Source organism: Maribacter sp. C-4077 (assembly GCF_055378385.1).
Genome location: NZ_AP038807.1, coordinates 3479953 through 3506297, shown reverse-complemented (window position 1 = coordinate 3506297; position 26345 = coordinate 3479953). Strand labels below are relative to the sequence as shown.

General features: G+C 39.9%; 26 protein-coding genes and 1 pseudogene. 19 read left to right on the top strand and 8 right to left on the bottom strand.

The window, feature by feature from the left end:
* Nucleotides 1-16: 16 nt before the first annotated feature.
* The 5 genes from ACZ41C_RS15020 to ACZ41C_RS15000 all read right to left on the bottom strand — a co-directional run bounded on the left by ACZ41C_RS15020 (nucleotide 17) and on the right by ACZ41C_RS15000 (nucleotide 6941).
* Entirely contained in the window at nucleotides 17-4420 is a 4404-nt protein-coding gene (locus ACZ41C_RS15020) for a CusA/CzcA family heavy metal efflux RND transporter (protein ID WP_414459849.1), read from the bottom strand.
* Between the two features lie 117 nt (nucleotides 4421-4537).
* The gene (locus tag ACZ41C_RS15015; protein WP_414459960.1) at nucleotides 4538-4795 is read right to left on the bottom strand and encodes a DUF6660 family protein; all 258 of its coding nucleotides are present in this window, start codon (nucleotides 4793-4795) and stop codon (nucleotides 4538-4540) included.
* Nucleotides 4796-5030: 235 nt separating this feature from the next.
* Complete coding sequence (locus ACZ41C_RS15010; RefSeq protein ID WP_275615885.1) at nucleotides 5031-5324, bottom strand: hypothetical protein; 294 nt, start codon at nucleotides 5322-5324, stop codon at nucleotides 5031-5033.
* 2 nt (nucleotides 5325-5326) lie between these two features.
* The gene (locus tag ACZ41C_RS15005) at nucleotides 5327-5596 is read right to left on the bottom strand and encodes a helix-turn-helix domain-containing protein (RefSeq protein ID WP_094998964.1); all 270 of its coding nucleotides are present in this window, start codon (nucleotides 5594-5596) and stop codon (nucleotides 5327-5329) included.
* Nucleotides 5597-5732: 136 nt separating this feature from the next.
* Complete coding sequence (locus ACZ41C_RS15000) at nucleotides 5733-6941, bottom strand: site-specific integrase (protein WP_275615886.1); 1209 nt, start codon at nucleotides 6939-6941, stop codon at nucleotides 5733-5735.
* Nucleotides 6942-7563: 622 nt separating this feature from the next.
* Here ACZ41C_RS15000 and ACZ41C_RS14995 point away from each other — a divergent pair.
* The 12 genes from ACZ41C_RS14995 (at nucleotide 7564) to ACZ41C_RS14940 (ending at nucleotide 17508) form a co-directional block, all read left to right on the top strand.
* Nucleotides 7564-8751, top strand: coding sequence for a serine hydrolase domain-containing protein (locus tag ACZ41C_RS14995; RefSeq protein WP_464562597.1), 1188 nt, complete (start codon nucleotides 7564-7566; stop codon nucleotides 8749-8751).
* Between the two features lie 114 nt (nucleotides 8752-8865).
* Nucleotides 8866-9855, top strand: coding sequence for an AraC family transcriptional regulator (locus ACZ41C_RS14990; RefSeq protein ID WP_464562595.1), 990 nt, complete (start codon nucleotides 8866-8868; stop codon nucleotides 9853-9855).
* Nucleotides 9856-9960: 105 nt separating this feature from the next.
* Nucleotides 9961-10323, top strand: a complete 363-nt coding sequence (locus tag ACZ41C_RS14985; RefSeq protein ID WP_464562593.1) for a hypothetical protein — start codon at nucleotides 9961-9963, stop codon at nucleotides 10321-10323.
* Nucleotides 10307-10801 carry an anthrone oxygenase family protein gene (locus ACZ41C_RS14980; RefSeq protein WP_464562591.1) on the top strand — a complete coding sequence of 165 codons (495 nt, stop codon included), beginning with the start codon at nucleotides 10307-10309 and terminating at the stop codon, nucleotides 10799-10801. The genes ACZ41C_RS14985 and ACZ41C_RS14980 overlap by 17 nt, the downstream gene beginning before the upstream one ends.
* A gap of 39 nt (nucleotides 10802-10840) precedes the next feature.
* Complete coding sequence (locus ACZ41C_RS14975) at nucleotides 10841-11245, top strand: hypothetical protein (protein WP_464562589.1); 405 nt, start codon at nucleotides 10841-10843, stop codon at nucleotides 11243-11245.
* A gap of 62 nt (nucleotides 11246-11307) precedes the next feature.
* A complete protein-coding gene (locus ACZ41C_RS14970) occupies nucleotides 11308-12159 on the top strand; it encodes an NmrA family NAD(P)-binding protein (RefSeq protein ID WP_464562587.1) in 852 nt (283 codons plus the stop codon).
* A 257-nt stretch (nucleotides 12160-12416) separates the two neighbouring features.
* Entirely contained in the window at nucleotides 12417-12962 is a 546-nt protein-coding gene (locus ACZ41C_RS14965) for a carboxymuconolactone decarboxylase family protein (protein WP_138258014.1), read from the top strand.
* Between the two features lie 61 nt (nucleotides 12963-13023).
* Complete coding sequence (locus tag ACZ41C_RS14960; protein ID WP_464562584.1) at nucleotides 13024-13296, top strand: hypothetical protein; 273 nt, start codon at nucleotides 13024-13026, stop codon at nucleotides 13294-13296.
* A gap of 33 nt (nucleotides 13297-13329) precedes the next feature.
* Nucleotides 13330-13758, top strand: a complete 429-nt coding sequence (locus tag ACZ41C_RS14955; RefSeq protein WP_464562582.1) for a DUF1348 family protein — start codon at nucleotides 13330-13332, stop codon at nucleotides 13756-13758.
* An 18-nt stretch (nucleotides 13759-13776) separates the two neighbouring features.
* The gene (locus ACZ41C_RS14950) at nucleotides 13777-14664 is read left to right on the top strand and encodes a helix-turn-helix domain-containing protein (protein WP_464562580.1); all 888 of its coding nucleotides are present in this window, start codon (nucleotides 13777-13779) and stop codon (nucleotides 14662-14664) included.
* Between the two features lie 299 nt (nucleotides 14665-14963).
* Complete coding sequence (locus ACZ41C_RS14945) at nucleotides 14964-15980, top strand: transporter (RefSeq protein WP_464562578.1); 1017 nt, start codon at nucleotides 14964-14966, stop codon at nucleotides 15978-15980.
* Complete coding sequence (locus tag ACZ41C_RS14940) at nucleotides 15970-17508, top strand: vanadium-dependent haloperoxidase (protein WP_464562576.1); 1539 nt, start codon at nucleotides 15970-15972, stop codon at nucleotides 17506-17508. Before ACZ41C_RS14945 ends, ACZ41C_RS14940 begins: the two co-directional genes overlap by 11 nt.
* 116 nt (nucleotides 17509-17624) lie before the next feature.
* Here ACZ41C_RS14940 and ACZ41C_RS14935 read toward each other — a convergent pair whose 3' ends face one another.
* On the bottom strand, nucleotides 17625-17894 hold the full coding sequence (locus ACZ41C_RS14935) for a hypothetical protein (RefSeq protein ID WP_464562574.1): 270 nt from the start codon (nucleotides 17892-17894) through the stop codon (nucleotides 17625-17627).
* 182 nt (nucleotides 17895-18076) lie between these two features.
* A complete protein-coding gene (locus tag ACZ41C_RS14930; RefSeq protein ID WP_138258008.1) occupies nucleotides 18077-18466 on the bottom strand; it encodes a hypothetical protein in 390 nt (129 codons plus the stop codon).
* Nucleotides 18467-18566: 100 nt separating this feature from the next.
* Between ACZ41C_RS14930 and xerA the strand changes: the two are divergent.
* The 6 genes and pseudogenes from xerA to ACZ41C_RS14900 all read left to right on the top strand — a co-directional run bounded on the left by xerA (nucleotide 18567) and on the right by ACZ41C_RS14900 (nucleotide 24137).
* A pseudogene (xerA, locus tag ACZ41C_RS14925) lies at nucleotides 18567-19658 on the top strand (site-specific tyrosine recombinase/integron integrase).
* A gap of 497 nt (nucleotides 19659-20155) precedes the next feature.
* Nucleotides 20156-20710, top strand: a complete 555-nt coding sequence (locus tag ACZ41C_RS14920) for a hypothetical protein (protein WP_464562572.1) — start codon at nucleotides 20156-20158, stop codon at nucleotides 20708-20710.
* A gap of 160 nt (nucleotides 20711-20870) precedes the next feature.
* Nucleotides 20871-21509 (top strand): hypothetical protein, encoded by a 639-nt coding sequence (locus ACZ41C_RS14915; protein ID WP_464562570.1) that lies wholly within the window; start codon nucleotides 20871-20873, stop codon nucleotides 21507-21509.
* Nucleotides 21510-21552: 43 nt separating this feature from the next.
* A complete protein-coding gene (locus ACZ41C_RS14910) occupies nucleotides 21553-21900 on the top strand; it encodes a hypothetical protein (RefSeq protein ID WP_420757657.1) in 348 nt (115 codons plus the stop codon).
* Between the two features lie 285 nt (nucleotides 21901-22185).
* Nucleotides 22186-23127 carry a hypothetical protein gene (locus ACZ41C_RS14905; RefSeq protein ID WP_464562568.1) on the top strand — a complete coding sequence of 314 codons (942 nt, stop codon included), beginning with the start codon at nucleotides 22186-22188 and terminating at the stop codon, nucleotides 23125-23127.
* A gap of 194 nt (nucleotides 23128-23321) precedes the next feature.
* Nucleotides 23322-24137, top strand: a complete 816-nt coding sequence (locus tag ACZ41C_RS14900; protein WP_464562566.1) for a hypothetical protein — start codon at nucleotides 23322-23324, stop codon at nucleotides 24135-24137.
* 303 nt (nucleotides 24138-24440) lie between these two features.
* On the opposite strand, the gene ACZ41C_RS14895 is transcribed toward ACZ41C_RS14900, so the two are convergent.
* Nucleotides 24441-25496 (bottom strand): IS110 family RNA-guided transposase, encoded by a 1056-nt coding sequence (locus tag ACZ41C_RS14895; RefSeq protein ID WP_138259787.1) that lies wholly within the window; start codon nucleotides 25494-25496, stop codon nucleotides 24441-24443.
* Nucleotides 25497-25686: 190 nt separating this feature from the next.
* Between ACZ41C_RS14895 and ACZ41C_RS14890 the strand changes: the two genes are divergently transcribed.
* On the top strand, nucleotides 25687-26268 hold the full coding sequence (locus ACZ41C_RS14890) for a Crp/Fnr family transcriptional regulator (RefSeq protein WP_464562564.1): 582 nt from the start codon (nucleotides 25687-25689) through the stop codon (nucleotides 26266-26268).
* Nucleotides 26269-26345 lie beyond the last annotated feature (77 nt).

Sequence of the window (26345 nt, the reverse complement as noted above, 5' to 3'; positions counted from 1 at the left end):
TTTTCCTTTTTTAAGATTATAGATTGCCCAATTGATATTGCAGCTCAATGGCCTGCTGGTTATACTGATTTATAAATTGTAGATGGTTTTGTTTGATTCTTATGGCACTGTTCAGGATCGTGATATAGTTCACATAATCGATTTCCCCTTCCCTTGAGGCCAGTTCCGCCGTTGCTATCTGTTCTTCCGCCAAGAGCAAAGCCCCTTCTTGATAATAATCAAGCGTCTTTTGGGTCTTCTCCAAGGATTTTAAAAGTTGGGAAACCCTACTTTCGGTTATGGCCTTCTGTTCCAGATACTGATTTTCGGCTACCATTGCGTCTGCTTTGGCGGCTTTGACCCTGGATTTTTGAGGGAAGAACCAGAGCGGAATGCTGATACCCGCCTGATAGGTGTTGAACCCTGATACATCGTCTACGATCTGCCTTCCGTACGTGAGGTTGAACTGGGGCAGGAACTGTGATCTTTCCACGCCCACGTTTGCTTTGCTCACTTTGGCATTTTGCATTGAATATTGCAATATTGGGTTGTCGCCCACTGATGTGGAATCCAAAACTGCCCGATAATTTAGCGGTGTATAGGATCGGCCCACCGTTTCGATGTCTTGGTTTATACCCAAATATTGCTTTAGCGCGCGCTTTGCAATCTCGATATCGTCATAGGCCTGTTGTCTGAGCACCTGTATCTGTTGATACTCCGAGGAGGCCGCAATAAACTCCAGTTTTCCGGTTTCACCCGTATCGTAACGTAGTTCCGCGGCCGTCCTGAAATTGGCGTAAACACTGTCCAACTGTTCCGCGAAGCGCAATTGTGCCTTGTTATAATTGATACGGTCATAGGCCTGCATCACGTTACGGATCAACTGTTGCTCGTTGAGGGCATAGAACTTTTCGCCGAGCTGAACACGCTCTTTATAGAACTTGGATTTTGAAAACCCAGAGAGCAAATCAACATTTTGCTGCTGCACCCCGATCGTGGTCTGTACCCCGGGCAGGTCATTGCCATATTCTTCCTTGCCCGTAAAGATTTGGGTATTACCCAGATCGAAACTTGTTCCCTTCATCGCCTGCTCGCGCTCGATAAAAGCCTGGCTTTCCTTAAGCGATGGATAATTCTGTTTTGCTAGGGAAATAGCCTCCTGTAATGTTACGGTCTGGGCAATTCCACTTTCCTGTGCATTTACTGTATTGGAAGTGAAAAATCCTCCCAAGCACAATAGCACCACCAGAACTGTTGTGCTTTTGTTGATATAGCTTGGATCATCTCCTTTACCCTTACGTTCTTTGCGGGCTTCCAGCCAATAATATAATACCGGAAGGACAACAAGCGTTAAAAACGTTGCCGTAAGCAATCCACCAATAACGACGGTTGCCAATGGTCGCTGCACTTCTGCACCTCCCGAGGTAGAAATCGCCATTGGTATAAAGCCCATAATAGCTGCCGTTGCCGTCAACAAAATTGGGCGCAAGCGCTCATGTGTTGCCTCGTATATGCGTTTTTTTAAGTCTGTCATTCCACTTTCCTTTAATTCATTGAATTTGTTTATCAGTACCAATCCGTTCAATACCGCCACTCCAAAGAGTACAATAAAACCGACACCTGCCGAAATACTGAATGGCATTCCCCTTATCCAAAGGGCAAACACACCACCAATAGCTGCCAGCGGTACTGCCATATAAATCATAAGTGATTGCGAGAACGAACTCAGCGCAAAGTAGAGCAATATGAATATTAGGAAGAGTGCAATGGGCACTACGATCATCAATCGGTCGGTCGCACGTTGCAGGTTTTCGAACGAACCGCCATAGGTCACAAAATAACCAGGTGGCAATTTTACTTGTGCTTCCAGTTTTTGCTGTATTTCCTCGACCATTGATTTTACATCGCGCCCACGAACATTTACACCTACGGAAATACGACGCGAGGTATTGTCCCTTGAAATTTGCATCGGGCCAGGTTTGTAACTGATATCTGCCACTTCTTTTAAGGGTACTTGGTTGCCGCTGGGCAGGTCTATATATAGATTTTTAAGGTTGTTGATATCCTGTCTAAATTCCTTTGCCAAACGAATGACCACATCGAACCGTTTTTCGCCTTCAAAAATCACACTTGCCTGCTCTCCAGCAAATGAAGCACTCACATAATCATTCAGCTTATTAACCGTTACACCGTATTGTGCCATTTTCGCGCGATTGTATTCCACTGTCATTTGTGGTAAACCGCTCGTGGCCTCCACATTGAGGTCCGCTGCGCCGGGAACGGTTCTGATGACGGCCGCAATTTCTTGCACCTTGTCAGCCAACACATCCAAATCTTCTCCATATAATTTGATGGCCACGTCCTCACGCACACCAGTAAGCAATTCATTAAAACGAAGTTCTACAGGTTGCGTAAACACGAAATTTACACCGGGCACTACTGAAATTTTTTCCTGTATTTTTTCTATGAGTTCTTCCTTGCTATCTGCTGAAGTCCATTTACTCTTGTCTTTTTCAAGAATGATATAGCTATCGGCAATGTCCATAGGCATTGGGTCCGTAGGGATTTCGGCCACCCCAATCCTTGAAACTACTGTTTTTACTTCTGGAAATTCATTGATTAAATTTTGAAGTTTTTTTGAAGCCTCAATGGATTCTGTAAGACTGCTGCCCGGTTTTATCAAGGCCTGAAACGCAATATCGCCCTCATCAAATTTGGGGATAAATTCGCCACCCATATTGCTGAAAATAAATCCTGCAATCAACAACAACCCGACCGCACCAATAACGACACCAGCCCTAAACCGAAGTGCGAAATTGAGCAACGGCACATACGCCTTGTTTAAACCGGACATTATTTTATCACTGAACCTATCAATCTTGTTTTCAAATTTGGCAAACCAACTGTTCTGATTTTTAGCAGGTTTAAGGAACATTGACGAAATCATTGGCACGTAAGTAAGACAAAGGATAATCGCTCCTAAAACCGCGAATCCAAAAGTAAATGCCATTGGGCGGAACATTTTTCCTTCCACACCGGTCAAAAAGAGAATCGGTGTAAAGACAATAAGGATAATAAGCTGTCCGAAAAACGCCGAATTCATCATCGTACTTGCCGATTCATAGGCTATTTCATCCATTTCAGCTTGGCCAATGGCGGTTGTGGTTTTTTTCATCCGTTGATGAATGTGGAATACCATTCCTTCCACAATGATTACCGCACCATCCACAATGATCCCAAAATCGATTGCTCCCAAGGACATTAAATTTGCCCACACACCGAATTGTTTCATCAAGATAAATGCAAAGAGTAATGATAATGGGATTACCGAAGCAGTAATCAATCCACCACGGAAGCTTCCCAAGAGCAGCACAAGCACAAAAATCACGATAAGCGAACCTTCAATAAGGTTTGTTTCTACGGTACTCGTGGTTCTTCCAATAAGTTCACTTCGGCTTAAAAATGGCTCTATGTAAACACCCTCTGGAAGCGATTTTTGAATTTCATCGATACGCTTTTGCACATTATCTATAACAGTGCCAGGACTTTCGCCTTTCAGCATTAAAATTTGTCCACCAACAGTTTCGTGTCCGTCTTGGGTAAAAGCACCATAGCGCACTTGATTTCCGTAGCCTACTTTTTCCGCAACATCCCGCACTAAAACGGGGCTTCCGTTTTGGGTCGTTACAACTGTGTTCCCCAAGTCTTCAATGCTACGAGCCAACCCTTCGCCTCGGATAAAATTGGCTTGATGGTTTTTTTCGATATAAGCGCCGCCAGTATTGGCGTTGTTAACTTTAAGGGCTTCAAAAACCTGATTCATTGTAATGCCGAAACTTTTTAGTTTATCAGGATTTATGGCAACTTCGTACTGCTTTACATAGCCTCCAAAAGCATTGACCTCGACAACTCCAGGCACTAATGCCATTTGGCGTTTAACAATCCAATCCTGAATGGTACGAAGCTCCATTGCATCGTATTTATCTTCGTAACCTTCTTTTACCTTTAGAGTGTATTGGAATATTTCTCCCAGACCCGTAGTAATGGGAGCCATAAAAGGCGTACCAAAGCCTTCAGGGATTTCCCCGGCGACTTCGGTTAATTTTTCTTGCACCAATTGCCGAGGAAGATAGGTGCCTGCTTCGTCCTCAAAGACGATGGTAACCACTGACAATCCAAAACGGGATACTGAACGCAGCTCGATAACGTCAGGAAGGTTGGCCATTGCCAACTCAACAGGGTAGGTTACAAATTGCTCAATATCTTCAGTGCCTAGATTCGGGGCAACTGTGATAACCTGTACTTGGTTGTTGGTGATATCGGGAACAGAACCCAGATTGATAGTGGCCATAGACCAAATGCCCGTACCCACAAGTGCCACTATAAAAAGACCAATAATAAATTTGTTATTAATGGAATATGAAATGATTTTATTAATCATAGAAAGAGATTTAATTCAGTTTAAACATCGCAATACAAGAGATGCAATGTATTTATGATGCGATGCTTGCTTTGAAAAGCATCACGTTAGGACATAGCTATCCTTAAAAAAACTGAATTAAGCTCTAGGTGGTTGTAATACTGAAGATACTACTCCATCGGAAACGCTCTCGAAGTGTGAGAAGTTTTCCTGTGAAATAGGATTTGGTAAGGGTGTGAAAGCGATTATACCAAAATCAATCGTATGTACGTGACAGCAATGGCATTGGCAGAATGGGGAACACAGCTCACAATCTTGATCGTGGTCGCTATCATAGTCCATTACCGAAACGATCTGGGCATCGTCTTTAGCCGTTCCCGAATCGCCACAGGGCACTACATTGAGCGCCAGAAAGTAAAAGGACAATATGATTGTTAAAAATTTCACGGTACAAAAATATAAAAAAATTGATGCAACGCCTATGCATAAACTTGAAAGGCTGAAGAATTGGTAGTCTACGCTTTTGCGTCAAAACTTAAGAAATAACCTTTTTACCAATTCCAACTACCCTACGGATTCATTATGTTTCAATTCAAGATATCAGGATATAGGGTATTTAGCAATGGTCTTCTCAATTGGAAAAGTCTAATCCCTTTCCTATATCCTTATTATTCTTGTTTGATTCAACAATGGCAATATTTTGTGGTTTTACATTTGATTCCTGATGTTGGACATTTCCTTTATGTAGATTTTTATTTAGTTCGTTACTGTATTGCATCATTCCTGCTTGCATAGCATTCATGTGATCGTCGGTTGACGCAACGTTTTTGAACATCGGAGTTGTTAGATTCAACTCTTTCGCCAATTCATAGCCAAGATTAAATGCCTTTTTATACTCCTCATCAATTTTAATATTTTCTTCCATGGCTAAAAAGTTTCACGAACGTGTGCCTCGATATATTCATTAATAGAGTCCCTATCATATAGAATTACTTTCTTTTGAGGTTGGGAAAATCTAATTTTACCTTCGTCCCTAAGCTTTTGCAAAGTAGTGGTAGACTTTATTTTTAGATGGAACATTGCCTCTTCCCCATCGATCCATTTGTCAGGTTTATCTTTTCTTTTGGATTCTACATGTTCGATTACCTTATCAAATAAGGCGTAGAAAGCTTCTTCTTGTAGGCAAACTACTTGCATTGTATTAATTCTTTGCCAAAATGGATTACCCCATTTTTTTGGGTCTATTATCCCCGTAATCTAAAGATTTTCCGAAATCTGTTCCCCGTAAAGAAGTCCATCGGTCGATTTATTGGTTGTATGGAACTTTAGCGATTTAGAAATTGATGACTTTTTCCAAAGCGTCATCAGTTTCTTTGTGCATAAAATTCGATTGATAATTGACCGTAGTTGTAATCGAAGAATGGCGATACAATTTTTGGAGCATTTGAATAGGTATTTTATCACCGGAAATATTTCCAAAACTATGCCGCGCAATATGCATAGATATCTTCTTCTCAATACCAAGCTTTTCGCCGACAATTTCCAATCGACGGTTTAGATTACGGGTAATGGTCTTAACTCTGGTTGCCACCCTTTTCTCATCTTTCAAATCGGTACCTTTTAAAAAAGGAAAAACTAAATCATCCTTTCCTGTCTTCTGAGCAGCAAAATATGCTAGTATTTCTTTGGCCTTATCTGGAACGACCAATGAGACAAGTTTTCTGTTCTTCCCCATACGATAATATAAACGACCATCTTTAAAATCTTTCCATTTTAGCTTTATGACATCGGCGACACGAACACCTGCAAAGTAAAAACTAGTTAGCCAAGCGTAGACGGCATGAAGTTGTGCTTTTGTTAAATTATTAGCCGTTTCAAGCAATAGAACCTCTTCCCTATTCAATCCAATCTTTTCGCTTTCGGGAAATTTGATCTGTATTTTACCTTTACCAAATGGATAATTGCCATCATCTACATGATATTCTTTTCTGGCAAAATTATAGATGGTTCGAATAAGCATCAGGTAATTTATCGCAGTCCTTTCAGCAACCTTTCTATCGTACAAGAGATATGCTTTGAAATCCTTTAGCAGAGTAACGTCCAGATCCGTAAAAGAAAGTTTTTTACGCCCTAAAAATGTTTTGAAAATGTCTAGTCTTTTTTCTTGATTATAGTGCTGATTGAATTTCTTTCGTTTTAAGAGATTGGACAAAAACAGCTTACTAGCTTCAAAAAAATCCATTTTGGTTTTTCCAATAATCTTTTTCTTTATCTTTTTTGCGGACTGGGAATTGTTTTGATTTTCATTGTCAATTAATCTGTCGTTTGCTTCCGCTATCTTCTTTGCGACTAAACTATTTAGACGTTTTGAATTGGGATGAGATTTTTTAACGCGTTTAAATTTATCATCCCAAAATTTGCTTTCAATATACTGTCCAGTGAATAAATATGACGACCTTCTATCTTTGGTAATTCGAATAGCGATTGGAAAAAGGCCAGCGCTATTTGGTTTTTTCATTAAAAATGATTGTATAGTAGCCATAAACCCCTATTTTATTACCTAAAGATACAAATTTTAGGTAAAACATAGGTAAAACATTTGGTGGTTTTTCTTGAATTTTTATGACTTTATTGAGCAAATAGAAATAGTCAAATAACTCATAAACAATTGATTATCAATTCATATTAGACCAAATGGGTTCAAATGTCTCAGGATTCATAACCCGGAGGCCGAGGGTTCAAGTCCCTCTCTCGCTACAAGGTGAAAACCTTTATAAATCAACGGTTTGTGAATACACAAACCGTTTTTTTGTGTCCATGATTTCCCTAATTTTACAAAAGGAATACGAAAAGTCATACGTTTTTCACGTAAGTCTCTTTTTCTGAGTCAAAATCTATCCTACAGAACTGTTTTTTCAAGTGGTTCTGTTTGTCCAAAAGTGCATAACGGAAGGCATTGGTTAAAACATGGTATGCTCATTTTTCTTCCAAAAATGCAAATACAGCTTTATCCCTAGGTCACAGATAACCCAAATACCAACCATTTGAACAAGAATCACCAAAAAAATATTTTTTACCTATTTTTATGCTTCCCCCATTATTAATATTCCAATCCAGCTTGTATAAACTGGAACTACGAAGACCTAATCAATTAAAAAGAGGATATGAAGAATCTTGTCTTAGTAGGGTGTTTAATTTTATTAGTAAGCTGTAGTAAAACTTCAGAAACCAAGGACACCCCAACTACCCAAATAGAAAACCCTGATACCACCACGGATACCGTTACCGAGGAACCTGAGGGAGAACCAGTAACTGAGGAAGAAACGGAAGGGGAAGAACCCATCAGTTTTGAGAATTTTGAAGCCCAGATTTCTTCCTTTATGGAAACCTATCAAGTGCCCGGGCTCCAGGTCGCCATCACCAAGGACGAACAATTGGTATATGCACAGTCCTTTGGGTTTTCAGATGTAGAAAATCAAATTCCCGTTGCGGACAATTCCCTGTTCAGGATTGCGAGTATCTCAAAACCCATCACCTTTATCAGCATGCTCAAACTCAGTGAGGATGGTCAAGTATCCCTGGGCGGCAAGGTATTTGGGGAATCGGGCATATTGGGTACGGAATATGGGACACTCCCCTACTCCCCAGGCGTACTGGACATTTCCGTAAACGACCTCATCGAGCATAGGTCCGGTTGGACCAACGACCCGTACGACATTATGTTCGACGACCCCAGCCTATCCTACCAGGAACTTTTTTCTGAAATGATCGATAACCGAAGAATCGACGAGACACCAACCTATTATTACCTCAATTTTGGATACGCTGTTTTGGGCAGGATTGTTGAAAAGGTAAGCAATGTATCCTATGAAGCCTATGTTCAGGAAAACATCCTTGCCCCCATGGGCATTACGGAAATGAAAATTGGCGGGAACACATTGGATGAACGACTAGAAAATGAGGTGGTCTACTATCCCAGTACGGAAGGTGCCTTTAGCCCCTACGACATGAATGTCACCAGAATGGATGCCCATGGTGGGTGGATCGCTTCCGCAACGGATTTGGCAAGGTTCATTGTCCATATTGACCGCAGACCCAATGTGCAGGATATTCTACCAACTAACAGATTAAATCGGCCGTATTTTAATTTCTTCAATTGGGTCCATACCGGGTCGCTTCCGGGAACCTCCTCCGTCATGAGCAGACATAACGATACCTTCAATTACACCGTGGTAATGAACAAACGGAGCACAAACTATGAGGCCATCTTAAATGCCGTTCAATCCATCATCAACAACGAGATCGATACCAGAATCGAATGGCCCAATGTGGACTTGTTTGAGGAAGAATAAGCCAAAAACGCAGAGATACATTCCGTTGGCCTAAATGAAATAGAAGGTGGATGTCCCTTAAAATGCTAAAAATTAATACTATTGTAGATTTCAAGGATTTGGTGAACTATACTAATGAAATATTTCTCTGTTCGTCTTTATAAAAAAATACTTAACTGCGCCATCGCGGAAGGTTTGAATAGGGCGGATATTGAAGATTTACCCATTTCCATTGAAGATGCCGATAATTTAAAATTTGTATCCGCTGATGAACATTTAAGGGCTCACGAGTTACTTGATAAAAAACTAAGGCCAGGTTTTGCGATAAGGGTTGGAGCGCAAATGAAAATGGATGATTATGGTGTCTTAGGGTTATCATGGAGAACCTGTTCAAAGGTTAGTGAGATTTTTGATCGAAGCGAGCGATATTTTAAGTTACTCTCCAATACCTATCATTGGGAAGTCCAGAATGGCGGGGAGATTTCCCATATAATTCTCAATAGGGATGCAACAAGAAGAGGTATGCAACTGTCCTCCGAAGCTAGTTTAGCGGCTACGGTAGTCGTGACACAGGCGATGTCCGAAAAAGTGTTGTCTCCCATAGAAGTATGCTTTAAACATGACCCTCCCAAAGATTTGAGCAGCTTCCACGAAGCATTTAAGTGTAAAATACTCTTCAACCAACCCAAATACTCAATTAGCTATAGAACGGCTGATCTAAATCTAAGAACCGCCAAGGCCGACGCCAGTATTAATGCATATCTGTTAAAACAAATTGATGAGGAGACTAAAGGCATCAAGATTGCGGGCAATAAGTTTGTAAGGGATGTTGAAGCACTTATCAAAGATGCACTCCCAACTGGTATTCCAAGCATTCATCACATCAGTGATCTTACGGCCATGAGCAATAGGACACTTACCAGAAGACTATCCGAAGCAGGTGTTACCTATCGTGATTTGGTAAAAAAAACCCAAGAACATCTCGCAAAGGAAATGTTAAGCGATAATGCCTACAACATTGGAGAAATTGCATTTTTAACAGGTTTCTCAGAGCAGAGTGCATTTAATCGGGCATTTAAGAAATGGACTGACCTTACTCCTACAGAATTCCGCAAAAATAGCTAGAACCCCATTTTGGCGTAAACTGTCAAATTGTTGTCTTGAAGTGTCAAAAAAATCTTTTGAACGCTACGCACCTTTGTATCATCAAATTAACGATTCGATAAAAGGATGACAACACTAGTAAAACATGCAATCATATTCTTTCTAACGATTAGTGCCAGTTCAACGGATAATAGCACCGCAATAGATGAAAACAACAATTTGGTTGAAATGCAGGCTTTTAAGAATCCAAAAGAACAAGCATTTCAAATCTTGGAGAACAAATGCAATGTCTGTCATCACACAAGAAACAAGAAACGTGTGTTTACCCCCAAAAATATGGATACTTGGGCCACTGATATTTATATGCAGGTCTTTATAAAGAAAAGAATGCCCAAGGGTAAGAAAATAAAACTCACCTCCAACGAGTATCAAGACTTATTAACCTGGATATCATCTCCTAAAACAAATCAACATGGAACTAAACTTTAAAATTATCGTTTGGATGCTGGGAATCCTATGTACCGGATTGACCGCAGGATTGTGTTTCACGTGGTCCAATGCTATAACACCGGGTATTGGCAGATTGGATGACTACGGCTTCTTACAATCGTTCCAAGCCATGAACCGAGCCATTATCAACCCTAGTTTTCTAATCGTCTTTTTTGGCCCGGTGATTCTGCTGTTCGTCAATGCATTTTTGTATCGCAGCGCACATCCGGCCACCTTTTGGTCCTTTATCCTAGCGGCTTTGCTGTTCTTCGTTGGAATAGGTCTTGTCACGGTTTTCAAAAATGTGCCCTTAAATGAAATCTTGGATACTACCGTCCTGGAAAAAGCAACCCAGCTGGAGTTGGCAGATTTGCGAAAAACCTTCGAAGAGCCTTGGAACAAGTGGCATACGGTCAGGACAGTTTGTGCTACGTTCTCTTTCATCTTATTGCTTACAGGAATTATAGTCAACAAATAAATATTATATCAACTATCATCAATCAAAAAACGAGCGATCATGAAACTAATTAGAACTATTGGCTTTGGGATATTAATTTGGATAATTGGAGTGAATTTATACGCACTATCCTTTTATCTCCCCATTCTGGAGGATACAGAAAAACAGGCCAACATTTGGCTATCCATCATCATTATACCCGTGGTTTGGTTTTGTTCCAAACTATATTTCAAAAAGAAAGCCACCATTCAGGGTCTATGGGCAGGGCTCATTTTCTTTGGTGTTTCGGCAATTCTGGATGCGCTTATCACAGTGCCGTTTACCGTATTGCCCTATGGAGGTACCTATGCCGATTTCTTTATCGACTTCGGGTTTTGGTTCATTGGCCTGGAGTTTATAGCGACCACCTATGTTTACTGGCATACCAACGTTCGTAGCAAAAGAACCATCGGAAATTATCAATAAAGACTTAAGAAAATTTCAATCACCTAAAACGCAATTAATATCAATTTTTAAAACAAACACAGATGAAAACAGAGAACATTTTAGTAATTGGAGGATCTGGAAAAACGGGTCGTCGCGTAGCGGAAAATTTAATGCAAGTTGGGCATAATGTCAGGATTGTGGGAAGAAAAACGACCCCGGCCTTTGATTGGGAAAATCCTGAGACCTACGATGATGCCCTAAAGGATATGGACAGGGCGTATATCGTTTACTATCCCGATCTGGCCGTTCCAGGATCAAGAGATGCAATAACAGCACTTACTGAAAAAGCTTTAGAAGCAGGATTGGAAAAGGTGGTCCTACTCTCGGGTAAAGGAGAGTCCGAAGCGGAAGCTTGTGAAGAAATCGTGGCCAACTCCGGACTCAATTATACCCTGGTCAGGGCATCTTGGTTCAACCAAAATTTCAGTAAAGGAGCCTTTCTAGATTTTATTTTGAACGGGACCGTTGCCTTGCCCATGCCAGAGGCACGGATTCCTTTTGTGGACGTCAACGATATAGCCGATGTGGTCACAAAAGTGTTGTTAGATGATTCCTATAATGGGCAGACCATAACCGTTACCGGACCCCAAAAAAGAACCTTTAAGGAGGTCGTTGCCATCATGGCGGAGGCATCCAAAAAACAGATTCAATTTGTGCCCATATCTATCGAGGAATTTAAGGATGGTATGCGAAAGGCCGGTTTACCCGATTCTTATGTTTGGCTTTTTGGGTATTTGTTCAAAGAAGTTTTAGGAAATCCGGAAAACCAGGAAGTTTCAGATGATGTTGCGAAAGTACTCGGTAGACCTGCCATAGACTTTGAAACCTTTGCTTTTAAAACTGCAGGAACCGGAGTTTGGAATCAAAAAACCAAGGAAGTATCCTCTATATAGAAACATAGTTATCCATTAATCATAAATTAAAAACGACCTTGTGTCACAAGGTCGTTTTGATTTTAACTGGCTTTAGAAATATAGGAGTTATTGTACCGATAGAGGGCTAAAATTTTAACTAAAGAACGACTAACTCTTTTTTTGTACGAAACTGGGAAAATCATCCATTCATTGGCGAAAATCGTCCATTTTAAACAATACCCATCTTCCCAAACTTTGCAATGTCAATAATGACATACAATTTTAATTATAATCACATGGAAAATGTAACTGCAACGGAATTTAAGGTTCCAACACGGGAAGATGTAGCTCCCATCAATCAAGAGATTTTTAACAATCTAAACAAAGCTCTGGGCTTTGTCCCCAATCTATATGCTACCATAGCCTATTCAGATAATGGTTTAAAACGTTATTTGGACTATCAGAACGCTAAGACCTCTTTGACCAATAAAGAAAAGGAGGTCGTTAACCTGATTGTAAGTCAGGTCAACGAATGTGTTTATTGTCAAAGTGCACATACCGTTTTGGGTAAGATGAACGGCTTTAATGATGCACAATTATTGGACATTAGAAAGGGAAAAAGCGACAATCCCAAATTGGATGCCCTAGTGAAATTGACTGCCGATATTACCTTGAACCGCGGTAAGGCAAATAACGAAACCGTTGAATACTTTTTTGCCCAAGGATACACGAAGGAAAATCTTGTAGACGTCATTTTACAGGTAAGTGATAAAACAGCCATGAACTATTTGCACAACCTAACTAACGTGCCAGTAGATTTCCCTTTGGCCGAAACCTTATAAAATATATGGGAAGTATGCATTTATCTAGTGTACTTCCCATTAAATTTCCAAAATCAATAAAATGAAAGCGTTAAAAAGTATACGAGAATTTTTTAGTAAAAATCCTGCTTTTCCCAAAAGTATAACTCCGGAATTTGTGTGTCCAAATTGCTGGGGAAGACAGGAATATGGAGGCGAATTTTACAACGCCCAAAAAACGGAGCATCCTACAGTTATGGAACAAAGAAAAGGATGGGTTAGATCCTACGCAGAGCGAAATTTAAAAGGAACGTATCCTAAATACAACATTACAAAGGAAGTATGCAATGTATGCTTTCAAAGCTATGCCAATTAAATAATATTTTTTATAACAAAACACTAAAGAAAAATGGCAACTGAAATTGAAACCATCAAGAAATATCCACTACCACCATTTAATGAGGAAACGGCAAAAATTAAAGTTCAAATGGCAGAGGATGCCTGGAATACTAAAGACCCTGTAAAAGTTTCCAAAGCGTACACAGTTGATTCCGGGTGGAGAAATAGAACACAATTCATCAATGGAAGAAAAGAGATTGTTGAATTCCTGACCCAAAAATGGAAATCCGAAAAGCACTATAAGCTAAAAAAAGAGCTTTGGGGGTTTAAGGAAAATAGAATCGCCGTTAGATTTGAGTATGAATTTCAAGATAAATACGACCAATGGTACAGAGCATATGGAAATGAACTTTGGGAATTTGATGAAAATGGTTTTATGCGGAAAAGATTTGCTAGTATCAATGACCTAATAATCGAAGAATACGAAAGAAAACTATAATAAAACCTTCAACCAATTGTGATACCGACGAACATCTATACCCTTATTGAACCTAAATCCGGGAATTTAGCGCTTAAAATCCATCCTTTCGAAGTGGAAAATCCTTTTGAGGATACCCAAAGACTAAACCATTATTCCCTTATTTGGGTTCAAAAAGGTAGGGGTATATTAACCTCTGAGTTTCATGAATATGAATTTCAGGAGAATATGTTACTGTCCTTTGCGCCCTACCAACCTTTTTCCTTCAAATCTACTGAGGGTCTTACGGGCATCGTTATTCAATTTCATCCCGATTTTTTCTGTATTCATAAGCACCATCAAGAAGTTGCCTGTCATGGCGTATTGTTCAATAATATCTATGACACCCCCATTGTCCTGTTAGATGGGAAAACCTCCACAAATTTTGAAATGGTCATTGAACAACTCAAGGAGGAAATCAAGAAGTCCGCATTGGCCCAATATGAACTACTGGTGTCCTATTTGAAAATTTTTTTGATTACGGCATCAAGGCTTAAAAGGGAGCAACAGTCTGCAATGGAAGAAGCCACTCTCAGCAAAGAGGAACCCTATATTCTTCAGAACCTAAAGAACTATATAGAGTCACATTACAGAACAAAACACTCCGCGAGCGATTATGCGGATATGTTGGCGATTACACCAAAGGCCCTTTCAAAGCTTACGAAATCACATTTTAAAAAGACCTTGACCGATTTGATATCGGAACGCATCATCATTGAGGCGAAAAGGGAACTTTATCTTACTAATAAAACGGTGAAGGAAATTGCCTTTGAACTAGGTTATAACGACGAATATTACTTTAGTCGGTTTTTTAAGAAAAACGCGGAGGTATCCCCTCAAATTTATAGGGAAACCGTAGGTTTTAACCGAGCCGCGGCGAGTACTTAAGTTATCACGGTCCGATACTCCATATCTATGAACGAAATTTTAGATTATAGTAGGGGCTACTTGCCCATCCAAAAATACATGAGCTCTTAATGACCTTTTATGGGGCGAAATTAATCTTCCGCTTGCCCCATTAACTTTATATTAAACCTACTTAATCTTCTTTAATTTTTCATTAATCCTTTGGGATTGATTCCCTATCTATCTTCGCCAACAATAGTGAAGTAATTTTGTGGGTCCTTCCTAACGGGCTATACCTCAAATCCTACTATCGCTAAACTTGTAACGACCAACTAAAAAATATGGAAAATAATTCTAGGACCAGTTTTTGGCAGAAATCCTCTTGTATGGATTTTAACCCAAAATGGTTTTTTCTACAACTCACGCTCACGGCATTGAGCCTCTTTACACATTCCGATCTGTTATCACAAACGCCTACGGATGCATTGATGATGCCATCAAGAAATGCATGTGTATTACTTAGTTATGACATGGGCCAGTTCGACCGATATTGGGAAGGGGATTATCTAAGAGGTAATGAGACCATTGCCACGGTACATAGAAACACCTTCTTGCCCATGGCAGCTATCAGCATCCTTGGCGACTTAAATCTATATATAGGCCTACCTTATGTAAAAACCGAATCTTCCGAACCCAATGGGGGTAGGTTTGAAGGTGCTAATGGTTTCCAGGATTTTATGGCGGCACTAAAGTATAGGGCTTTGGAAAAACAATTGGGAAAAGGAACATTGAGCCTATTGTCAACCGTTGGATTCTCGACCCCGGCCACCAACTACCTTTCCGATTACATGCCCTATAGTCTAGGTTTCGGGGCACCGGAGTTTTCCCTGCGAGGTATCGCACAATATGATTGGAACAACGGTTTTTACGTACGCGGTATGGGCGGTTATCTATGGCGGGGTTATACAGAGGCTGAACGGGACTATTACTACAATAATGGTAGTTATTATTCATCGACCATGGATGTTCCAAGTGCCTGGAACTATGAGGGAATTTTAGGCAAATGGTTCCTAAACTATTCGTTGAGGGCAGAATTAAGCTATTCGGCCATCAAATCCACTAGTGGCGATGATGTAAGGGATTACAATGCCGCCCAACCTACAAACAAAGTGCAATTTGAGAGGATCGGGGCCTTTTTACAGTATTACATTCCTTCAATTAAAGGTCTGGGACTTGTAGCCTACCATAGCCAGGTGGTCAATGGGCGAAATACAGGAAAAATGGCGAACACAGGATTTGGGCTTACCTATCAATTCAACTACTTAAAGGACAAAAAAGAAATAGAGGATGAAAACTAAATATATAATCTTCGGGGCAATAATGGTGTTGATTCTAGCCAATTCCTGTGAAAAGGACATTCCCCGCTATACAGAGTTCAAAAGTTACGCCTACGCTAACAATGATGAAAGTGGAGGGAATTGGGTTCCTGTTTTATTGGATGGGGCTACCGCTGTCGATATTGCACCTCCCGAAACAACTACATCGACCGCTTATTTGGCCGAGATAGCCGATATAAAATCCAAAATGGATAACATCAATGACAATCAACGTAAATCCATTGAATACTGGACCAACAATGCCGTGGTACGATGGAACGAAATTGCATTGGAACTGATTGCAAAGTACAACCTGATTCCAGGACCTAACGATGATGATACCTATACACTACCTAATCCCAATACACCGGATGGTCCTCCCGGATTTCCGTTTTCACATCCACCTTATGCCAGTAGGGCACTTGCCTATCTTTCAGTAGCGCAGTTCGATGGCCTGATATCCGCATGGCATTACAAATATCAATACAACAGACCGGCACCTTACCAATTGGACGAATCCATAAGTTATGCCTATGAAGCCAACGACATTCCCTCATACCCTTCCGATGGCGCTGTATTGGCACGTGTTTCAAAAAATATACTTTCGACAATGTTCCCATTGGAGGTCGCATATCTGGAGAGGATGGAAAAAGAACATTTGGAAAGTCTATTATTATCTGGAGGTAACGTACAAAGCGATATTGATGCCGGAGTTATCATTGCAAATTCGGTATCGGAAATAGCCTTGGAAAGAGCGGCAAACGACGGTATGAAAAATGCTCAGGCACCAAAGGCCGTTTCAGATTCCATTAAGGCAGCCGCCTTTGAAAGATTCGGTTGGCAATGGGAAAATCTTGAACTTCCCGTAAGGCCGGTAGGATTGACACCGTTGTTTGGAAAAGTCAAAATGTGGAGTATTGATGATGTTGAAAGTGTACGTCCCATACCTCCACCACCTCTTGATTCCCAAGAGTATCGTGATGATGTTGAAATATTAAAAAATTATGCCGATAACATGACAGAGGAGCGCAGGGCGATAGCAAATTTTTGGCAGGATGGTCTGGGCACCTATACGCCCCCCGGACATTGGAACAGATTTGCGAACGAATTTATAGTGGAAAGTAAAATGAACCCATTACGCAGCGCACGCACCATGGCCTATATGAACATGGCGATTATGGATGCCGGAATAAGTTGCTGGGACGCTAAATATTACTACCACTATCCGAGACCCATTCAAACGATTCCCGGTTTTAGGACCATTGCAGGGACCCCTAATTTCCCCAGTTATACTTCTGGGCATAGTGTGTTTTCCGCTGCAGCCTCGGAAGTGTTGGCCTATATTTTTCCGGAAAAGGCAGATTTGGTTAGGGGTTGGGCCGAAGAAGCCGCAATCTCCAGGGTATATGGAGGAATCCATTGGACTTTCGATGCTACCGTAGGAACGGATCAAGGTAGAAATGTGGCGCAGTTCACTATTGATGTCGCCAAGTTGGACGGTGCGGATTGATAGAATAAAAATTAACTTGAGAAGGGTAATTTTAAACCATAATCTAAATATTTAAAACTGCCTACATGTTGGCCTATTAAAAACGGCCCTTATTGGAATTGATTAATGAATAATTGCTAGTCCATTGTGGTACTCCATAGGTTGGATGTACTTTCCATTTTAGAAATTTCCGTGAGGGTAGACTTGATCAAGGTTTCCAACTGTTTTCTTTTCTGCCTGCAACGGATTTGTTTGAGTTCAAATTTGCTTCTGCTAAGCAACCTTTGGCAATAATCCAATCGGGTAGCAACGGACAGTTCCAACATGGCCTTGGCATATAGTTCGTCCAATTCCACCAAGGGAGGGTCATTGGGGCGTAAGAATTTGAAATATCGGGAAAATCGCATGACAACATCGGCTTAACAAAAGAATTTTCCACAAGAAGCTTGCCAAAACGCCTAAACTTTTATCACAAAACATGATATTTCTTGGAACTGTAATTGAATAGTCGAAATCCACGTAATGTCGCTGTGAACGATCTGCCTAAAATTGGGTGTATTGCTGTCCAGAAAAAGATTCCTGAAAAAATTTAGGGTTCGTATTTCCTTCCCATGTAATCCTGCCATGTGACCAGGACATATTTATCCTTTCCGTTTTCGCTTTTCCTTAGAAAACCAAATTCGTAAACAAAGAAATATACGTCGCCCTTTTTGTTCTTCCAATAATGGGTGAAATACTTAGGGTCGAATCCCTCCCCTATTAATTCGCCCTGCCTAATTATGGTGTATCCTGATTTGTTGTACTTTTTTAAAATTCTCCTGTTTATCTTCAATTGTCTATCGACCTTAAGGTAAAAGGTCTCCGTTTTCTGCCTGTGCTCATATTGGTCTATGGACTTACATTTTTTGGAGCAGAACTTCTTATCTGACCTACCTTTTACCAAAGCACCACAAACCGGACATTTTTTTGAATCAGTCATTTACAAACGCATATTATAGATATAATATACCGCTCAAATTACGAAACTTCGATAAACTTGTTGTATGAACGAAATGAAATCCATAACACTGTACCATTTAATGATCGACGATCGTAAAATGATTGGTATCAAGTTTTTGCCCGATAGACTTATTCAGAACTTGATCAAAGGTCTTCCAAACCCTAAATGGAGCGATAAATACAACATGGCCTACATACCCAATACCAAAGCCAATCTTGGAATCATTTTCAATACGTTCAAAGGTGTCGTCTGGATAAACTACAATCGGTTTTTTACCAATAGACCCATACATACCAGAAACGACACTGTGGATGCAACCTGGTTCAGGAATAGAAAACCGATTCCCGATTACCGATTTTGTCCCGAGGAATATCTATTGAAATTGGAATTGAAACGATATTCGTTCAGTACGGTAAAGACCTACATATCCTTCTTTGAAATGTTCATCAACTATTATAAAGAAAAAGAGTTAAATACAATAGATGAAAGTGATATCAGGGCGTTTTTATAGAGTCTTATACGGAGGAAGGTTTCCAATTCCTATTTGAACCAGGCGATTAACTCCATTAAATTCTATTACGAGGTAGTTTTAGGTATGCCCAACCGTTTTTATGAGATCGAAAGGCCCAGAAAAGAATCAAAGCTACCGAAGGTCATTTCCAAGGAAGATATCATTGCGATTATCGAGAACACCAATAATCTTAAGCACCGGTGTATTGTAAAACTTTTGTATGGTTCAGGCCTTAGACGAAGTGAGCTTTTGAATTTAAAGATAAACGATATAGATAGCAAGCGAATGCTGGTCAGGGTCGAAGGTTCCAAAGGTAATAAGGACAGGTATACTTTATTATCAAAATCAACACTTGATGATCTTCGTCTGTATTACAAAGAATGGAAACCTCAGGAATATTTGTTCGAGGGAAGGAAGGCAACGAAATATACCGCAGAAAGTGTATTGAACATCGTCAAAAAAGCAGCAGAAAAGGCTGGTATAAGAAATACGGTCACCCCACATATATTACGGCACAGTTTTGCGACCCATCTTTTGGAATCAGGTACAGATCTTAGGCAGATCCAAGTACTTTTAGGCCATGGATCCAGCAAGACTACCGAAATATACACCCATGTGGCGACAAATACCTTTAAGAACATTAAAAATCCATTAGATTAGTCCGGATAAAATAGAAATATAGTAACTTGTTACTATATACAATTGTTGATCGTAATTTGCCATCGCCGTCGTTCTTTTCTTCAAGGGTTACGTGAAGTATATTGTACTTAAAAAATCGGGGACGCTAAATGTCTTAAAATGGATTACGGTAATATTCGGACATTTCCGGCGGATATTGCCCAAGTAGTTTAGCTTATCAGCGTTGAGAGCTCGCTATCAAAACGTTGGGAACGTTAAAAACTACTTGAACAAGGACGGTAAAAATTTTGAGAAAGTCAAATTTTAAGCGGTATTGTTGTTCATTTTCATTCATTTAGGGGAGTTTTGGTTCCGTTTTAGACTGATCATACACGCAATGTATACATCAATATAAAACGGGAATCTTGAAGAAAAGAGACCTTGTCATTGTCTTATGGCAAACTATCCGTAGTTTTTATTCCTAATTTTAGGAGAAAATAAAATTAAAAAAAAACTACGACCAACACGCGTTATGATCAATGGCCCAAAAGCATGAGCCCGAAAAAGGACCACTGATCATAGCGCCATCGTTAGCACCAATTAAACCAAATATGGAATTAATATTTAAATACGCTTGGATATTCTTAATTGCGGTTACAGTTTTAAACGGGTTTGTTCTTAAATATCGCTCGAAAAAATACATCCAAGAAAATCCCGAATTAGAAAGTGGGTACGACAGGTTTTTTAAAGGTTGGCTTATCTATGGAAATATTCCATGGATTATTATAATGATTGGAAATTTGAGTGGATTGACTGAAAGTATATTTGAATATTTTAATCCTAAAGCCATGAATCCAATGGTATTGACCTTTCATCTTTCTATTGTCATATTATGGATATTAAGTATACGTTGGATTTACTTTAGGGATGGAGCTGAATTTATTGAAAAACACCCAGGTTTACTTAGAATATCAGGTTTAAAAGGGGTTTCCGATACTTCAGCGAAACAAGTAAAATTATTCTTTCCATTAATGCTATTAGGAGGTATTATTGGATTGATATTGATGTGGACAATGGAATTCCAAATAATGTGAAATAAATAAAAACTGGTGCTAACACCGGCTATAATTCATTGCTGCATTTTCGCTAAATTTAAACCTATCAACTATTAACAGGGCCCGATTTCTTACCGACAATTTCCTGCCGGAAATCGCCGCAACGAAATCATAGCCCAACCGTTGTGGGTAATGTAAAATGACAGACGAACAGCACATAATAAGATTGATTCAAAGCCATAAGGAATTGGAACATTTCGACTATTCCAAAGCAGTTGATTGGGCGATTGATTTAATTCGACAGGGAAAAGAGACTGAAAATGTGCTAATGCTTGCTTCATTCTCTGAACCGATTGATAGATTTGAAATCAGACCCTATGTTACCAATGTTCTAAACGACTTCGGACTTGAAGAACTCGACTATAAAAGTGCTGTAATTGCAGAGACACATTATCATCTAAATGAAATTCTGAACGACCGACAGATAAGAAAGAATTTGCAGTCTCTTTATCAGCTTTGCGTAGACAACGACTACGAATCAGGTCTTATGAACTTCTATCTGATTTACCACGGGTGGGACGAACTCGAAGAAATTGGAGTGAACTATTACTTTGAAGGAGCCGATTTAGACAACATCGAAGAAGTCCTTAAAAAAGAAGCAAGAAAGTGGATTGACAAATATGTTCACGGAAAAGATGACGAACCAATCGAACAACAAAGAACAGAAGAAAAAGAAAAAACACTACCCACAACAACGGCTATAAGCAAGCGGGCGGACAGTGCTAAACGAAACGATAATACTTTAAAAAAACTATGGTCTCGGCTGACAGGTAAGTAGCTTTTAAAGCCCGCCTGCTCATAGCCAAACCGTTGTAGCAAATATGAAAAAACTAGATTTCGATTTTATACCATTAGGAATTTCCATAATACTCATTCTAGTTTCATTAGTAGTAATTTCTACCTCCAATTATGCTCTAAGCTTAAAACACTACATCGGAATTGGATGCGTGGTGATTTCAATCTATTTCTACTTTAAAAATAGAATGACTTACTATGTTGTTTATGGACTAACTCTTCTGGTTGGGATTTTCGGGCTTCTGGACTTTTACTATTCAACTTTCAAAGTTGGATTTGGAAGCTTCGGAATTAACCCGATTTCGGCTGGTCTTTTAATATTACATATTGCGCTAGTATTTCAGATTGTGGATAAATTGGATTCAAATAAATAATCCTGTTTAACTCTTAAATCCTCAAATTTTCGCAAAAGAAATACTTGCTACAACACAACCTAAACGTAATGCGGACTTTAGGGTTAAATCGAATGGTCTGTGTATATTTATAAAGTCGCTAAATCTTATGGATTTAGCTTTGGACTAAAAAAAGAAAAAGCAAAACAATAAGCTTTAGCTACGTCGGCAGACGGAAACGAAAAGTTTCCTTGCCTCCGCACTACGCTTAGCCGAACCGTTGGCATTAATATTAAAAATCTTCATTATTGAAAAATACCTATAAGAATGTTTGAAGGAGTAAAAAATGGAGCTGGCCTAATTTCCGCATCCTTTAAGACATTTCGACAATACCCAATTTTGGGATTTCCAATCTTCGTTGTCTGGCTAATTTACGCCCCATTAATAATCTATTTTAAATGGCACTTTAATTGGGACATGTATAATAATAAAGCTCAGTTTATGATTCTTTTTTTAATCATTTACTTTTTGGCTTTTATTCTTTCCATATCATGTTCAGTAATGCTAGAATTATTACAACAAAAGGAAACAGGAAAGAAGTTCAACCTAGCAAAAGCAATTCTTGTTACATTTTCTTACAACCTAGTTCCAATAATGTTTCTCTCTTTGGTATGGAGTTCTATTTGGTTCATATTAGTGGTCTTAAAAATTTTCATTAAAGATAAAAGTAGTCAGTCAGAGGAAAAAAGTGCTGAGAATGTAGCTCGAACCTTAGCAGGATCTAATGATTCCTTTGGAACCTTTTCAATTGATTTATTATTAAAAGGTATTAGAATGGTTGTTTTCCTTATTATTCCTGCCTTTGCCTGGGAAAATAAAGGGATTCGTCAATCGTTTAAACGCGGCTTTGAAATTCTTGGACAAAGAAAAGCCGAATTTCTAGGTGGCTTTACTCTTTCGCTAGCCGTCGAATTCATCATATTTCTTCCAGCGGGTATTATGTTCTATCTAAGCGATATAGGAATCGACTTTCCCGACTGGAGTTGGTTTATTTGTATTTTCTACGTTGGACTTGCTTGGAGCTACTCTATTTATTTAGAACAAATGTTTGCCGCTGAATTGTACTTATGGCAAATGAGTTACGAAAAAGAAATTAATATTTGGACAATGAAAAAAAATGAATCTAAAGAGTTTAAAGACGATTATCCAGAATTTTCAAAGGTTCGGAGGCCATCGATTGTCGATAATATACCTGACTTAAAAACGTAAAAAATACTAATGCCAACACGGTGTATAATCAATTGCGGGCGGAATTTCCAGATGGAAATCCCAGCAATCAATTATCTTTAGAGCTAGGCGGACATTTTCCTGGCTTCCGCTACGCTCAGCCTACATGAAAAGTCCGCAACTAATCATACACGAACCGTTGGGCACAATAAGCACGGACTGCGAAACATAGAGATATGAAATGGATTAAAAATATCGATGATTTAACAAATCAAATCTTTGCAAAAAAGGAAAGAAAATCAAAAGCAAGAAGCAATTCGAGTGATTCTCTAAAACCTAGAGATGTATATTTGAATTGTTGCACATTGATTGCAGAGAAACTTGTTGATTTCGGATTCATATATTTAAAAAGTAGCCAGAAATTAAAAATAGAAAGTCAGGATAAAAAATATAAACTAGAAATTAAATTTACCTCTGACAGAGATAATGTTGCTGGAGAATACATTGAGTTTTCTGGCTATTTTTCGATAAGTTCTAAGGATTTACAAAAATTTGGCAAGACCAATCCATTACTTAATTATTGGAGTGATATTCTTTTTTCTCATGATTTAGGAAGCCTTATTAACCCAGAAAAAGGTAAAAGTATATGGAATTTAGCAATTGACAAGGATTTTAATACTGCTGTTGAGACTGTGACAGATGTTTGTGGCGGAAAATTATTAAGGATATTCAAACAATTACAAGATTCTGAATTGGTTATTGACCAAATATCAAAAGGAGATTTTGAGTTAACTAATCCGATTAGTACAGTTCAATATTTGTTAAGTTATTCAAAAGTGGATTTAGCGAATAGCTACCTGACCGAGTTTGTACAAAGACATCCTAAAAAAATAATGACTGATTACTTTAAAGCTAAAGCAGAATTTAATTCGGATAACATGCCGACTGAATATGTTATGGGATATGGCTATGGATATGACTTAGCCTTGATTGAAAGGATATATGGACTAAAAATTACTGTGCCCAACAATGTATCCTATGAAAAGCCCTAGTCCAGTTCTCTAAAGTTAATATTTAATTTTCAATTACTTCATAATGATGGTTTTGGGGTGTTGAATCGTTGATAATTCCGATAGGATTATCAACCGTTCAATACCATATAACTTGCTCCGCATCCTATATGTGATACACTCTTTTCCGTGTTCACCGGCATCTGTATGATTATAAGCTATAATAAGTTTGGCCACTTGCTAACCGGTGTGATTCCCGATAGCTATCGCGATCACCTACATTGTTCTGTGGTCCAAACTTCTCTACTTCCATTGTGAGCTTCGCTATGTCCTGTTCAAATTTTCCTATTCCACTACCCCTATCTCATAGGGAATCCCCGTTTTTATCACCGCCAGGGTACGGCTCAAAAGCTTACGGGCCACTTTGACGATCACGGATTTCACGTTCTTGCCATGGTGCTTGCGGTAGTATCCCTGCATCACCGGGTCCGTGCGTATGGCCTGCCAGGAGGCCTCGATGAAATAACTGCGTATCAACCGATGTGCCCGCATACTTACCCCCGTGTGGCGTACCGTATCCCCGCTCTGGTAGATCCCGGGGGAAAGACCCACGTAACCGGCAAGTTGCTTGATGTTGCCGAACCTCCTCAAATCCCCCAGTTCGCCCAATATCCCGCTGGCCACTATGGGGCCGATACCGGGTATGCTGCGCAAGAGCATATAGTCTTCCTTGTAGTGTTCCTTGGTCCATTTTCGCAACCGGGTCGATACGTCCCTGAACTCCCGGTCGACGAACCTGAAGCTGCGCATGCGGCTCTCAAGCACCTCTTTCCCCGTCGGGTGTGCGAATTCCAAACCGTCCAACCAGTTCCTGAACGCGTGGCTCCAGTGGTCGTTGTCGAACTCCTCCGGGACCTTGATGCCGTAATAGAGCAACTGCATCTTGATGTAGCTCTTGATCTGGCGCATGTCCTTGACCAGGTCGTTCCTTCTGCGGAACAGGCTTCGCAACTGTTCCCGTTGGGGGTCCGGGACCACGATGCCCCCCAAACGCCCGTCCTTCAGTTCACGGGCTATGAGCTGAGCGTCGATACGGTCCGTCTTTGTGTGGCGTTCCTTTCCCCGCCTGAATATGTCCGCAGGGTTCACCACCAGCGAGCGCCAGCCATAACCCTCGAAACAACGATGGGCACGATAACCGCAACAGCCGGCCTCGTAGGCCGTCGAGACCTCATGGCCCGGATAGTGCCGCCCCACATATTCCCTTAGGCATTCCGGGTCCGGGGACATCGAAAAGGTCCTGCCGGAGGACAGGTCCGTGGCACAGTGTACCTTCCAACTGCGCTTGTGTATGTCGATACCAATGAATAACTTGGGTCTTGCAGTGTGTTCCGTTTTCATATCTTTTTGTTTTAGAGAACTTTAAAGATAAAGGACACGCTGCTTTTACATAGATGCTATAAGTAATTGCTGGTTCTCGCCTATTTCTGAAAATCCTCTCGGATTTTCAGTTTGGTGTGTACTTGCAAAGTTAAGTGCTAACCCACGCAACTACTCATAGCCGAGACCGTTAGGCACATTTGAAAAAAAATTGGAACAATACAAAGGCATATTAGAAAACATTGGAAAATACGTTACTCTTACCAAAGAGGAAACGGAAAAATTGATTGCCATAATCCGAACTACGAAAATCAAAAAACGACAGTTTATTGACCAACCGAATTATGTTTGTCAATACAGAAACTATGTTGTTAAAGGAGCGTTCCGTTCTTACTTTATAGATAATGAAGGCAAAGAACACACTGTTCAAATTGCACTTGAGGATTGGTTCGTGAGTGATTTTTATAGTTACATAACCCAAACGCCTGCAACCCTTTTTGTAGAAGCTTTAGAAGATTCAACCATACTTCAAATGACCTATGACGATATCGAAGGACTTTGCAAGGAAATACACGCCTTGAGCGAATATTTTAGAATTACGACAGAAAGAGCTTTTGCCTTTTCGCGGAAGCGGGCATTGTCCAATTTAAGTCTAACTGCGGAGGAAAGATACCTTGAACTTATGCAACGCTATCCTGATATGATTCAGCGTGTTCCTCAAAAAGTGATTGCTTCTTACCTAGGTTTTACACCAGAGTTCTTATCGAAAATAAGAAAAGACTTGACCCAATAGACTTAATCTACATTAAGACCATTTCCTAATCTAGTTCATTAATAAAGTTGGAGTGTTCCCTGACCTTTGTAAAGTCA

Excerpts from the sequence above, each read along its gene's own strand:
- ACZ41C_RS15020 (WP_414459849.1), bottom strand. The coding sequence starts at position 4,420 with ATGATTAATAAAATCATTTCATATTCCATTAATAACAAATTTATTATT.
- ACZ41C_RS15010 (WP_275615885.1), bottom strand. The coding sequence starts at position 5,324 with ATGGAAGAAAATATTAAAATTGATGAGGAGTATAAAAAGGCATTTAAT.
- ACZ41C_RS15005 (WP_094998964.1), bottom strand. The coding sequence starts at position 5,596 with ATGCAAGTAGTTTGCCTACAAGAAGAAGCTTTCTACGCCTTATTTGAT.
- ACZ41C_RS15000 (WP_275615886.1), bottom strand. The coding sequence starts at position 6,941 with ATGGCTACTATACAATCATTTTTAATGAAAAAACCAAATAGCGCTGGC.
- ACZ41C_RS14995 (WP_464562597.1), top strand. The coding sequence starts at position 7,564 with ATGAAGAATCTTGTCTTAGTAGGGTGTTTAATTTTATTAGTAAGCTGT.
- ACZ41C_RS14990 (WP_464562595.1), top strand. The coding sequence starts at position 8,866 with ATGAAATATTTCTCTGTTCGTCTTTATAAAAAAATACTTAACTGCGCC.
- ACZ41C_RS14985 (WP_464562593.1), top strand. The coding sequence starts at position 9,961 with ATGACAACACTAGTAAAACATGCAATCATATTCTTTCTAACGATTAGT.
- ACZ41C_RS14980 (WP_464562591.1), top strand. The coding sequence starts at position 10,307 with ATGGAACTAAACTTTAAAATTATCGTTTGGATGCTGGGAATCCTATGT.
- ACZ41C_RS14975 (WP_464562589.1), top strand. The coding sequence starts at position 10,841 with ATGAAACTAATTAGAACTATTGGCTTTGGGATATTAATTTGGATAATT.
- ACZ41C_RS14970 (WP_464562587.1), top strand. The coding sequence starts at position 11,308 with ATGAAAACAGAGAACATTTTAGTAATTGGAGGATCTGGAAAAACGGGT.
- ACZ41C_RS14965 (WP_138258014.1), top strand. The coding sequence starts at position 12,417 with ATGGAAAATGTAACTGCAACGGAATTTAAGGTTCCAACACGGGAAGAT.
- ACZ41C_RS14960 (WP_464562584.1), top strand. The coding sequence starts at position 13,024 with ATGAAAGCGTTAAAAAGTATACGAGAATTTTTTAGTAAAAATCCTGCT.
- ACZ41C_RS14955 (WP_464562582.1), top strand. The coding sequence starts at position 13,330 with ATGGCAACTGAAATTGAAACCATCAAGAAATATCCACTACCACCATTT.
- ACZ41C_RS14945 (WP_464562578.1), top strand. The coding sequence starts at position 14,964 with ATGGAAAATAATTCTAGGACCAGTTTTTGGCAGAAATCCTCTTGTATG.
- ACZ41C_RS14940 (WP_464562576.1), top strand. The coding sequence starts at position 15,970 with ATGAAAACTAAATATATAATCTTCGGGGCAATAATGGTGTTGATTCTA.
- ACZ41C_RS14935 (WP_464562574.1), bottom strand. The coding sequence starts at position 17,894 with ATGCGATTTTCCCGATATTTCAAATTCTTACGCCCCAATGACCCTCCC.
- ACZ41C_RS14930 (WP_138258008.1), bottom strand. The coding sequence starts at position 18,466 with ATGACTGATTCAAAAAAATGTCCGGTTTGTGGTGCTTTGGTAAAAGGT.
- ACZ41C_RS14920 (WP_464562572.1), top strand. The coding sequence starts at position 20,156 with ATGGCCCAAAAGCATGAGCCCGAAAAAGGACCACTGATCATAGCGCCA.
- ACZ41C_RS14915 (WP_464562570.1), top strand. The coding sequence starts at position 20,871 with ATGACAGACGAACAGCACATAATAAGATTGATTCAAAGCCATAAGGAA.
- ACZ41C_RS14910 (WP_420757657.1), top strand. The coding sequence starts at position 21,553 with ATGAAAAAACTAGATTTCGATTTTATACCATTAGGAATTTCCATAATA.
- ACZ41C_RS14905 (WP_464562568.1), top strand. The coding sequence starts at position 22,186 with ATGTTTGAAGGAGTAAAAAATGGAGCTGGCCTAATTTCCGCATCCTTT.
- ACZ41C_RS14900 (WP_464562566.1), top strand. The coding sequence starts at position 23,322 with ATGAAATGGATTAAAAATATCGATGATTTAACAAATCAAATCTTTGCA.
- ACZ41C_RS14895 (WP_138259787.1), bottom strand. The coding sequence starts at position 25,496 with ATGAAAACGGAACACACTGCAAGACCCAAGTTATTCATTGGTATCGAC.